The sequence below is a fragment of the Pontimonas sp. genome (assembly GCF_031581085.1).
In the GTDB taxonomy this organism is placed as follows: Bacteria; Actinomycetota; Actinomycetes; order Actinomycetales; family Microbacteriaceae; genus Pontimonas.
Genome location: NZ_JAVLBO010000031.1, coordinates 1 through 10617, shown reverse-complemented (window position 1 = coordinate 10617; position 10617 = coordinate 1). Strand labels below are relative to the sequence as shown.

Annotated in this window: 11 protein-coding genes; 4 read left to right on the top strand and 7 right to left on the bottom strand. The window is 61.1% G+C overall.

Going from position 1 to position 10617, the window contains the following annotated elements:
- Positions 1-259: glycosyltransferase (locus RI518_RS07200; protein ID WP_310689718.1), on the top strand; the 259-nt coding region annotated here is incomplete at its 5' end.
- 15 nt (positions 260-274) lie between these two features.
- Here RI518_RS07200 and RI518_RS07195 read toward each other — a convergent pair.
- Positions 275-856 carry a DUF4864 domain-containing protein gene (locus RI518_RS07195; RefSeq protein ID WP_310689717.1) on the bottom strand — a complete coding sequence of 194 codons (582 nt, stop codon included), beginning with the start codon at positions 854-856 and terminating at the stop codon, positions 275-277.
- A 145-nt stretch (positions 857-1001) separates the two neighbouring features.
- Here RI518_RS07195 and RI518_RS07190 point away from each other — a divergent pair, with 145 nt between their 5' ends.
- Positions 1002-2021: a glycosyltransferase family 10 domain-containing protein gene (locus RI518_RS07190; RefSeq protein WP_310689716.1), complete on the top strand. Its 1020-nt coding sequence runs from the start codon at positions 1002-1004 to the stop codon at positions 2019-2021.
- A 77-nt stretch (positions 2022-2098) separates the two neighbouring features.
- Here the strand turns inward: RI518_RS07190 and RI518_RS07185 are convergent, their stop codons facing one another.
- Both RI518_RS07185 and RI518_RS07180 read right to left on the bottom strand, forming a co-directional pair.
- Positions 2099-3199 (bottom strand): hypothetical protein, encoded by a 1101-nt coding sequence (locus tag RI518_RS07185; protein ID WP_310689715.1) that lies wholly within the window; start codon positions 3197-3199, stop codon positions 2099-2101.
- 39 nt (positions 3200-3238) lie between these two features.
- Positions 3239-4162, bottom strand: coding sequence for a CPBP family intramembrane glutamic endopeptidase (locus tag RI518_RS07180; protein ID WP_310672320.1), 924 nt, complete (start codon positions 4160-4162; stop codon positions 3239-3241).
- Positions 4163-4271: 109 nt separating this feature from the next.
- On the opposite strand from RI518_RS07180, the gene RI518_RS07175 reads away from it, so the two are divergent.
- Positions 4272-5441, top strand: a complete 1170-nt coding sequence (locus RI518_RS07175; RefSeq protein WP_310689714.1) for a galactokinase family protein — start codon at positions 4272-4274, stop codon at positions 5439-5441.
- An 82-nt stretch (positions 5442-5523) separates the two neighbouring features.
- Here the strand turns inward: RI518_RS07175 and mqo are convergent, their stop codons facing one another.
- Positions 5524-6993 (bottom strand): malate dehydrogenase (quinone), encoded by a 1470-nt coding sequence (mqo, locus tag RI518_RS07170; RefSeq protein WP_310689713.1) that lies wholly within the window; start codon positions 6991-6993, stop codon positions 5524-5526.
- A 47-nt stretch (positions 6994-7040) separates the two neighbouring features.
- Between mqo and RI518_RS07165 the strand changes: the two genes are divergently transcribed.
- Complete coding sequence (locus RI518_RS07165; protein ID WP_310672323.1) at positions 7041-7826, top strand: sulfite exporter TauE/SafE family protein; 786 nt, start codon at positions 7041-7043, stop codon at positions 7824-7826.
- A 3-nt stretch (positions 7827-7829) separates the two neighbouring features.
- Here the strand turns inward: RI518_RS07165 and RI518_RS07160 are convergent, their stop codons facing one another.
- The 3 genes from RI518_RS07160 to recR form a co-directional block, all read right to left on the bottom strand.
- Complete coding sequence (locus RI518_RS07160) at positions 7830-8864, bottom strand: aspartate-semialdehyde dehydrogenase (RefSeq protein WP_310689712.1); 1035 nt, start codon at positions 8862-8864, stop codon at positions 7830-7832.
- Positions 8864-10129, bottom strand: coding sequence for an aspartate kinase (locus RI518_RS07155; protein ID WP_310672325.1), 1266 nt, complete (start codon positions 10127-10129; stop codon positions 8864-8866). The genes RI518_RS07160 and RI518_RS07155 overlap by 1 nt, the downstream gene beginning before the upstream one ends.
- Positions 10130-10225: 96 nt before the next feature.
- Positions 10226-10617: recombination mediator RecR (gene recR / locus RI518_RS07150; protein ID WP_310689711.1), on the bottom strand; the 392-nt coding region annotated here is incomplete at its 5' end.

Genomic DNA, 10617 nt, shown 5'->3' with positions numbered 1-10617 from the left:
CTGTGCGACTCCGGTTGCGGCGTTTCGAATCGGTGGCCTACCCGACATTGTTGAGGATGGAGTGACCGGAAAACTGGCCGAACCGTTCGATACCGACGCTCTCGCCGAGGCGATGTTTTTCATCGTCTCCGATCGTGAGCGTCAGACCACCATGGGCGAGCAGGCGCGCACACGCGCACAAACGCTGTGGGCCCCGGAGAGTATTGCCGCTCAATACCTCGATGTTCTCGAGGAGGCGATGGGTCGCGCGAAGCGCTAAGTGCCCTGGCCAGGCCTAGGTGCCCTGGCCGATCAGTTCCAAATTACTGGCGCCATCGACTCGCCAGCCCTCATCGGTTTCTTGCAGGACGTAGCGAATGGCGAAGACGTCGATACCGTCTTGGTCAAAACGCGCATCCATTGTGCCCAGACCACGATTCGAATCAGACAGGCAGTCACCAAAGCGCAGTTCGGCTTGGTCAATAAGCGGACCGTAGCTGCTGGCGATCAGCTGGGTGAAAGCATCCAGGGTCACCGCCGATTGAAAAGACGGCGAGGCATAGGAATACGCCCGTTCGAAATCGCCGTCGGCAAAGGCTGAGGTCTGGGCAACGATCGTGCCCTCCATCCCACCGCGCTCACCAGCATCACACTCGGTGAGCACGGGCCCCTCGTCAACATCTCCCTCCGCATCGCCCTCCGCGACATCACCGTCCTCGCCACCCGAGTCACCTGGAGGTGTGGGCTGGGAGGGAGCGGAGGGCCCGTCCTCGGCCCGGGACTCTTCGGGCGAGGGCGTCATCTGTGTGGTGCAGCCAGCCAACAGCACAACCAGGGCCACCGGAGCGATGGCCCTGCCGCCAAAGCGAAAAGTCATCCCCACACTGTGGCCGTCGCACCTGCGTGAATGCTGACTGGCACTGCGCACCAAGTGTTCGTGTGAGTCAGACCTCGCAGTAGTGGAGGCCCGTCTGGCGCCGCCGTGAACACCCCGAGTGGGGTCGGCGTCCTAGGCTTAAGCCGTGTCTAATGCGAATAACTCCTCACAGGGTGCACCGATTCGCATTCGACTGCTCTCCCAGCGCGGGCCCTTCGATGAAGAGGCACTGAAGAAGAGGATGCCTGGTGGTTCCCTGGAACACGACGATGTCGTATTCGATGTGGCCGGTGAGAGCCCCGCGGATGTGGTCTTTGTTCAAAACTATTTACGCTACGACCGGAAGATCTCGGCGAAGCAGGGATATATCTGGAAGTGGAACAACGAGCCCATCGTGCGAAAGGCCATCGAGAAGGGCTTTGACCGCGTTTACACCCACCTGGACCTGCCGGGCGCCCCAGAGGCCCACACCGCGCCCCCAGTATTGGACTGGTGGGTGGGTAAAACATTCGACGAGTTAGACCAAATGGAGCCACCTCCAAAGACCGGGAATCTCTCGGCGATTGCCAGTACGAAGGTTGACATTCCGGGGCACGTGGCACGCCACCAATTCATTTCCCGCCTAGAGGCCCAGTTTCCAGACATCGACATCTTTGGTCACGGCCGCGCGCGCACGCTGGAGGATAAGTGGGACGGGATTGCCCCCTACCGCTACTCGATCGCCATTGAGAACACCGCCAAAGACGACTACTGGACGGAAAAAATAGCGGATTGTTTCTTGAGCTACACCGTTCCGCTTTATTTCGGTGCCACCAATATTTCCGACTACTTCCCCGAAGACAGCTACATCTGGCTCCCGATCGACGATCCAGATCGAGCCATCGAGGTCGTTCGACACACCCTCCAGTCAGACAACTGGTCCGATCGTGTGGACGCGCTGCGGGAGGCGAGACAGCGCATCCTGCACCGCTACTCGCTCTATGCCCAACTATCCTCCCGGGTGCGGGCTGAAGCCGAAAAGATTCGATTAGCACCCCGCCAGGAGCGACTCGTTCACGGACGACGGACGAAACCGGGTGGCTGGATTCGCGGACTAGGCCTCGCGGGGAACATTCGTGCCCGAGTGGAGCGACGGCGCCAACGCAAACAGCGAGTGACCACCTAACACCGGGCCCGCCAGGCTGTCAGACCAGGACTGACCACCCTGGTGTTCACACTCTCGTCTGTATAGAGCTGGAGGGATCACCGTGTTGTGGGAGCGGGTTCTGCCGGGGCCGGGGCTGGTGCTGCGGCGGGGAAAAGTGTCCCCGCGCGCCACTGGCCAATCGTTTTCAAAGCGAGCACAGTGACGATGGCCAAGAGGGCAACCCAGAACACGATGGCCACGACGCCGAGTCCCGCAAACTCGTGGTGTCGTCCCACCTCGAGGCTCAATGAGGCGAAGGCGGCCGTGGGGAAGCCAAATCCCCAGTAGCCAAGATGAAAGCGCGCCTCGTGTCGTTTTCCCCAGATGACGATGAGGGCGAAGACCGCCCACCACGCCGCAAAGCCCCAAATGGCGGCTGCTAACCAGTAGGCGACGGTGATGAGGACCTCATCACCCAGCATTCTGGTGCTGGTGACAATCCCGAGGCCTCCCGCGCCAAGCGGTGCCAACCACGCCCACCAACTGGGCAGGGCGTGGGCGGCGGGTGGCTCCAGCATCAACAGCCGCCCACCGATAATCGCCGCCAATAACAGAAACAATCCGAATCCGATTCCCCACGCGGAGACGGCCAACCAGACCGCCCAGCTGGCGGGTTCACCCCCTGCTATCGAGGTCAGCCGCAGGGTAATACTCGGCACCAAGACCAGGGGGACCACGGGGACAAACCATCCCGCGGTGATGGTCTGTGCGGGAATATCGGGCCTACCGATGACGTGACTAAAAAACGCAAAACCACTCAGTGCCGTGCCTAAGAGCCCCAAGCCCCCGACGGTTATTCCCACAAATAGTGCGATGGTGCCGGGGATGTAGCCGGCGAAGCCGGCTTGTGAGGTCGCTAGTGCGGAAATGAGAAGGGAGGCGGGCCAGGCGGCGGTTTGTGCTCCTTGGCCGGGGTTAAACAAGTCGGCCAGGAAATTCTCGCGGTACCGGATCATCTTGGTCAGGTAGAGCGCAGTGAGGGTGATCACGATGACCCAGGACAGTGCGAGAAACACGAGGCCTGCCCCGGCGTCGATGTCCGATCCGGGGAGGGGTCCAAGCAGTGACACCATCGCCAGACCGCTCACGGTCATCGCCATGGCACCCCATGCGGGTGAGAGGGTTTGAATTCGACTGGGTGCTGTGTTGTTATTCACACCATCAGCCTAATACCCCCGGGGGTATTTTTCCAGTACCTAAGACCGGGCCGCCACCGTGACCTTCTTGGGGCCCTGGCGCTTGTGATGGCCCAAGCGGCTGATCACGATAAACAACGGAATGAGGACAATGGACAAGAGGTTGTCGATTGACCAGTCCACGTCGCCGCTGGAGACCAACGGCGCCTCCGCGGGAAGCGCTCCGCCTTCGTAGCCGACCACGAGTGCCGCAAAAAGATTGTTGGCCGCGTGAGCCCCGATTGCGATCTCTAGCGACCGATCGCGGATGGTCACCCAGGCCAGGGCGAAGCCCACCATGCCGTATCCAAACATCGCGGGTAACAGCGCCCCCACCGCTTCCGGATTCGCGAGATGGGGTAGAGCGAAAAGCAACCCGCTTGCCACAGAGAGCAACCAAATACTGCTGTAGCGCTGGCTAAGGCCCTGGATGAGCCAACCGCGGAAGAACACTTCTTCCGCGGTGGTCTGCACGGGAAGTAGCAGCAAAGCGATTACGGCGTAGGGCAAGAAAGACTGCCAGTCAAAGCTGGTCTGGAACTGCTCCGGCGAGAGCACGACGGCCACAATCGCGGGGCCCGCCATGACCAGAACCCAGGTCAGGGCGCCCCAACCAACCCGCCACATTTTAAACGGCACACCCGAGGCGAAGAGTCGGCGGAGCTTGACCCCCAGGATGAAGCGGTAGGCGACTAAAACACCCACCAACAGGGGGATAAAACTCACGAGGGCGAAGAGTAAAAATCCCCACGAGGGAAACGAGGTGAACATGTCGCCCTCAACGAAGAAACCCTCGAGGTCCACACCGGTCCACGGCAGAATCACCACACTGAGAACACTGCCGCCAATGAACCAGAAAGCGAGAATCACCAGAGTGCCCACCCACCACCGCCAACGCGGCCGTCGACTCGGTGTGGTGAAGCGGTCTTTTAAGGGAAGGGGCACGACATTATTCTGCCCGGTCGGTCTGACAAATTCGCTTGAATGGTCGATGTCACACGGCTGCCATAAAGATGGGCCAGAATAGGGCAGTTGCTAACGCACGAAAGAGGATGTGGACACCCTGGGCGATATCCGAGATGACACCCGAGCGGGGTTTCGAACAATTTACGGAAAAGACCCGCACGGCCTGTGGTCGGCACCCGGTGTGATGCGCCTCATTGGCGATCACACCGAATACGCCGACGGCCACACCCTGTGCTGCGCGCTCGACGTGCGCACCGTGGTGGCCCTCGGTGTTCGAGAAGACCGCACCATTCGGGTAGCCAGTGTCGACCAAGACGAAATTGCCGAAATCTCCCTAGACGACCTGGATTCAGAAGCCCTGGAGGGGTGGCCGCAGTATCCGCTTGGCACCGCGTGGGCCATGGGTCAGTTTGGCGCCGATCTGCAGGCCATGCCCGGTGTCGACCTCTACATCGACTCCGATGTGCCGGTCGGGTTGCGGATGGGCTCGTCTGTCGCACTCACCGTCGCGGTCGCCCTCGCCCTGCGAGATGCCTGGCAGGTCGATGCCGACCTCGGCCAACTCGCGCGAATCTGCAACCTCTCCGAATCTCTTGCCGCGGGTGAAGATGTCGGCTTAGGCCCAATCCTTGCCTCCCTCGCCGGCACTGCCGACCAGGGAGTACTCGTCGATGGCCGCAGCAAAGACTTTGAAAATGTGGCACTCGGCCTAGAAGCCCACGACCACACCGTGGTGCTCGTGCACACCCACGCGGAACCCCGTGCGCTACCACCGCTCGCCGAGCGCCTCCAAGCCCTCGAGCACATCGCGGACGCGCTCGATGTGCCCTCGCTTCGAGAAGCCCAGGTGGCCGACATGACAACGCTCACCGGTAAGAAGGGCCTTGATGCTGGCGAGCTCGCATTGGCCACCCACGCCGTGAGAGAAAATGCCCGCGTCTTAGAAGTGGTTCGCACACTTCGAGAGGAGGGCCCGGAAGCAATCGGTCACATCTTCGCCGCCTCGCACCAGTCATTGGCCGACGCTTTTGGCTCCCACACCCTCGATGTCGACCTCGCCGTCAGTATTGCCCTCGATCACGGCGCCAGTGCCGCACGGCTTCTCGGCCACCGCACCTCCGGATCCGTTGTGGCCCTGGTCCCACAGGATGCCCTCAGTCGCATCTCCCAAGCACTCGATACGGGCTTTAGTGAACACGGCCTCGCCACACCCGATGTCGTGGTGGTAAACCCGAGCGATCACGCCACCAGGCACTAAGCCTGCGGGGCAGCTCTCACCACGAAGGCAGCTCTCACCCCGAGGGGCCAGGCGGTCAACATCCCGGGAGGTATCGCTCCCGCTAGAGGTGAAGGACTGTGGCGGTGCGAGTGGTGTCGGCCACGAGGGGGCTTTGTTCACCCGCTGACGAGTCTTCACCAAAGGCCGGGATCATGCTTTTGATCTGTGGCGTCCAGGCGTCGATGCGGTCTGGAAAACAGGTGGTCAACACGTCGAGCATGATCGCTGTCGCCGTCGACGCACCCGGTGATGCTCCAAGGAGTCCCGCGATCGACCCGTCGGCGCTGGAGACGACCTCGGTGCCAAACTGCAGCACACCACCCTTTTTCTTATCCGGTTTGATGATCTGCACCCGCTGTCCGGCCACCTCGGGAGCCCAATCTTCGGGGTTCGCCTCGGGATAAAACCGATACAGCGCCTCCAGGCGTTTCTGCGTGGAGGCAAAGACCTCTCCGATGAGGTACTTCAGGAGCCCGAAATTGCCCAGTGCCACCGCCAACATGGGGACGATGTTGTGCCAGCGGAGCGAACCAAAGAGGTCAAACCACGAACCGTTTTTCAAAAACTTTGGGGTAAAGCCGGCGTAGGGGCCAAAGAGCAGGCTCTTCTGGCCCTCGACAATGCGCACATCCAGGTGTGGCACGGACATCGGCGGTGCCCCCACTTCGGCGAGCCCGTAGACCTTGGCCTCGTGTTGCTCCACCACTTCCGGGTTGTCACACTTCAACCATTCGCCACTGACGGGAAAGCCGCCGTAGCCGCGGATTTCTCGGATACCCGAGCGCTGCAGCAGCGGCAGAGCCGCCCCACCCGCACCGACGAAGACAAAATCAGCCTCGATAAAACGCGGGGTGTGGCCCAATTCGTCGCGGAGGGTGAGCTCCCAGCCCCCCGCGGAGGTCTTCTTCACGTCGGTCACTCGCGTGTTGAACATGAATTCTGTGCCACTGGCTGCCAGGTCACTGGCGAGCCGGTCGGAGAGGACCCCAAAATCGACGTCTGATCCGCCCACCACCCGGGTGGCGGCCACGGGCTCGCCCTTTAGCCGACCATCGATCAGGAGCGGAGCCCACTGCGCAATTTCGTAGGGGTCTTCGCTGTATTCCATTCCCGCAAAGAGGGGGTGGTCTTTGAGTGCGTCGAACCGGGTTTTCAAAAACTGAATGTTTTCTTCACCGAACACCACGGACATGTGCGGGCTTTGTCGAATAAACACCGATGGGTCGGGGATGCGACCCGATTCGACCAACCAGGACCAAAACTGTCTGGAGAGTTGGAACTGTTCGTTAATCGCGATGGCTTTATCGATGGTGACCGAACCGTCTGGCTGTTGCGGGGTGTAGTTCAACTCACACAGGGCCGCGTGGCCGGTCCCGGCGTTATTCCAGCCGTGGCTGGATTCCATTGCCACATCGGGCATTTTTTCGACAATGACGATGCGCCAGGAAGGCTCCAACTGGTTGATCAGTGTCGCCAGGGTGGTCGACATGATGCCGGCACCCACCAACACCACATCTGCTTTGTTCTCCACGCCCCCATTCTAGGAGGCACTACCTGGTCGGCCACTACGCTGTGGTTGTGACCGACCACCTCAACACTCCGCCCGTTATCGCCCTGTTGAGTGTGGGCATCATCGGCGGCCTCCTCGCCGGATTTTTTGGTGTCGGTGGCGGAATTGTGATGGTCCCGCTGCTTCTGGTGTGGGCCAAAATGGACCAGCGCCGAGCCCAAGCGACGTCGCTGCTGGCCATCGCACCCGCCGCGCTCGTGGGGACCGCGAGCTACGCGGTAGGCGGGGTGTTCCCCATCCTTCCCGCGGTGGTGGTCGCCTTGGGCGCCCTCGCCGGAGCCCAAGGCGGAGCGTGGCTGCTTCGGAAAATGAGCTTGGGCTGGTTGGAGTGGACGTTTTTAGTCTTTGTCGCCTCGATTGCGACCGTGGTGGTCTTCACTGTTCCCAACCGCGGCGTGAGCCTCGAGCTCGACGTGACGACCGCGGCCGGCTTGGCCGCGATCGGCCTGGTGATGGGCATTGCCGCAGGGCTTTTTGGGATTGGTGGGGGCATTATCGCCATTCCCGCGCTGATGATCTTTTTCGGTGTGGGGGATTTGGAAGCAAAAGCGGTGTCCCTGATCGCGATGGCTCCAGCCGCACTCTCGGGCAGTTTTTCCCACCTGAAACACCGGGTGGCCACGCTGCGCGATGGCTTATGGGTGGCACTGGCCGCGTTTATTGCCACACCGCTCGGATCGCTGGGAGCCTTCGTTATTCCGGAGGCTTACGCCAACATCATCTTTGGTGGTTTTGGTCTACTCATTGCCACCACCCTGCTCATTCGAGCAATTCGTCGGCGCAAAAACCCTTAGGCTCTACTGCCTGGCCGCGAGAATTTCCGCGATCTGCACGGCGTTCAAGGCCGCACCCTTTCTGAGGTTGTCACCGCTGACAAATAACGCCAAGCCGCGGCCGTCTGGCACTCCCTCATCGGATCGAATACGACCCACCAAGCTGGGGTCCACCCCCGCGGCTTTAAGCGGTGTCGGCACCGCCTCCAACTGCACACCGGGGGCGTGGGAGAGAACTTCGGTAGCGCGCTCCGGGGAGAGTGGCCGATCAAACTCGGCGTTTATTTGTAACGAGTGGCCGGTAAAGACCGGCACCCGCACACAGGTGCCGCTGACCAAAAGCTCCGGGATATCGAGGATTTTTCTCGACTCAAACCGGAGCTTTTGCTCCTCGTCGGTCTCATCCAACCCGTCATCAACGAGACCGCCGGCATACGGCAAGACGTTAAACGCGATGGGTTCGCTAAAGACCTGTGGATCACTCCAGTCCACCGCATCACCCGAATAGGTGAGGCCTTCTAAGTCTCCCGATACAGCCTGCTGTGCCATCCCGGCAAGCTCCTGCACCCCAGAGAGCCCCGCACCGGAGACGGCCTGGTAGGTCGACACGATGAGCCGGCGAAGCCCGGCCTCATCGTGGAGGACCTTCAGCACCGGCATGGCGGCCATCGTGGTGCAGTTGGGGTTGGCCACAATACCCAGGGGGATGTCCTCTAGATGGTGGGGGTTTACTTCAGAGACCACCAGTGGCACCTGGGGGTCTTTTCGCCAGGCACTGGAGTTATCCACCACGGTGACACCGGCTTTCGCAAAACGCGGAGCGTGAGCCCTCGAGGTGGTCGCCCCGGCACTAAAGATCGCGAGGTCAAGACCCGTAGGGTCTGCCCCTTCGAGGTCTTCGACGACCACGGTGTGCCCTGCCACCGTGAGGCTCGCACCGGCAGAGCGCGCAGAGGCAAATAGCCGGAGGGAGCTGATCGGGAAGTCTCTCTCGGCCAGTAGAGTCCGGACGACCTGGCCGACCTGGCCGGTCGCGCCGACCACACCGAGTGCGACCATTAGCGCCCCGTCCCGGCGTGAACGGTGGCATCATCGTCGGCGTCTAAACCAAAAGCTTCGTGTACGACGCGGACCGCTTCCGGCAAGATTTCTGCGCGGGTCACCACGGAGATTCGAATCTCACTGGTGGAAATCATTTCCATGTTGATCCCCGCATCACTTAGTGCCCGAAAGAGCTGCGCCGAGACACCCGCGTTAGTGCGCATTCCCGCGCCCACAACGGAGAGTTTTCCAATTCCGTCGTCGTAAATGAGGGAATCGAAACCCGCTTCGGACTGCTTTTCCCGGAGGGCGTGCATCGCACGCTCTCCGTCTGCTTTGGGCAGGGTGAAGGAAATGTCGGTGTAGCCGCTTTGTTGGACCGAGATGTTCTGCACAATCATGTCGATGTTTGCGCCCACATCGGCGACGATGGTGAAAATATCCGCCGCCTTACCGGGCACGTCTGGCACACCCGCGACCGTGATTTTCGCTTCGCTTAAATCACTGGCCACGCCAGTGATGATTGGTTCTTCCATCGAACTTCCCTCCCGAGCGGTCCCAATCCATGTTCCCTCATCGTCGCCAAACGATGAGCGCACATGGAGTCGCACCCCGTGTCTTCTCGCAAACTCCACCGCGCGGATGTAGAGGACTTTCGCCCCCGACGCCGCCAGTTCCAACATTTCTTCATAGGAGACGTAATCGAGCTTCTTCGCTTTTGGTGCAATGCGCGGATCGGCACTAAACACCCCGTCCACGTCGGTGTAAATTTCACACACTTCGGCACCCAACACGGCAGCTAATGCCACAGCAGTGGTGTCCGATCCCCCACGACCCAGCGTGGTGATGTCTTTCGAGTCAGTGTTGAAGCCCTGGAAGCCCGCCACAATCGCAATCGCGCCCTGATCCAGAGCCTGTCGCACCCGGGTAGGGGTGACATCGACAATCCGGGCCCGGCCGTGATCGGCGTTAGTCATCATGCCCGCTTGGCTTCCGGTAAACGAGCGGGCATCCAAACCACGATCCCTGATCGCCATCGCCAACAGGGCCATGGCGATTCGCTCACCGGTGGTGAGCAGCATGTCCATCTCCCGCGAGTGGGGCTTTTCTGCCACCTGCAGCGCCAAATCGATCAATTCGTCGGTGGTGTCGCCCATCGCGGAGACGGCCACGACCACGTCGTGGCCTGCTTCTTTCGCCCGCGCAATGCGCGCGGCGACGCGCTTAATACTGGTGGCGTCGGCAACCGACGAACCACCATATTTTTGGACGACCAGGCTCACTCGTGAACTCTCCGGAGCTGTGCTGTGCGCGGGGCAGGGGAAATAACGCTTCTAGTCTAATTGGCCCACTGCCCACTCGAATGATCGAGGGGGGCCTCACACCTGCCGGCGGCCCAAAAACGCCCGGCCGAGCGTGACCTCGTCGGCGTATTCCAGGTCGCCACCAACCGGCAGTCCGCTCGCGAGCCGGGAGACCGTGAGGCCTGGCTGTTCCAACATCCGCTGGAGGTAACTGGCCGTCGCCTCGCCCTCCAAGTTCGGATCGGTGGCGATCACCACTTCGCTGATCACACCTTTTCCGACCCGCGCCATCAATTCGCGAATACGCAATTGGTCGGGGCCGATCCCATCAATGGGGCTTAGTGCACCACCCAAGACGTGATAGCGACCCCGGTATTCCCGGGTGCGCTCAATCGCCCAGACATCTTTTGCCTCTTCCACCACACACAACACCGCGTCATCTCGCCTGGTGTCCAGACAAATGTCGC

Bases quoted from the DNA above. Each gene is read 5' to 3' on its own strand.
- RI518_RS07195 (WP_310689717.1), bottom strand. From the start codon at position 856: ATGACTTTTCGCTTTGGCGGCAGGGCCATCGCTCCGGTGGCCCTGGTT.
- RI518_RS07160 (WP_310689712.1), bottom strand. From the start codon at position 8,864: ATGGTCGCACTCGGTGTGGTCGGCGCGACCGGCCAGGTCGGCCAGGTC.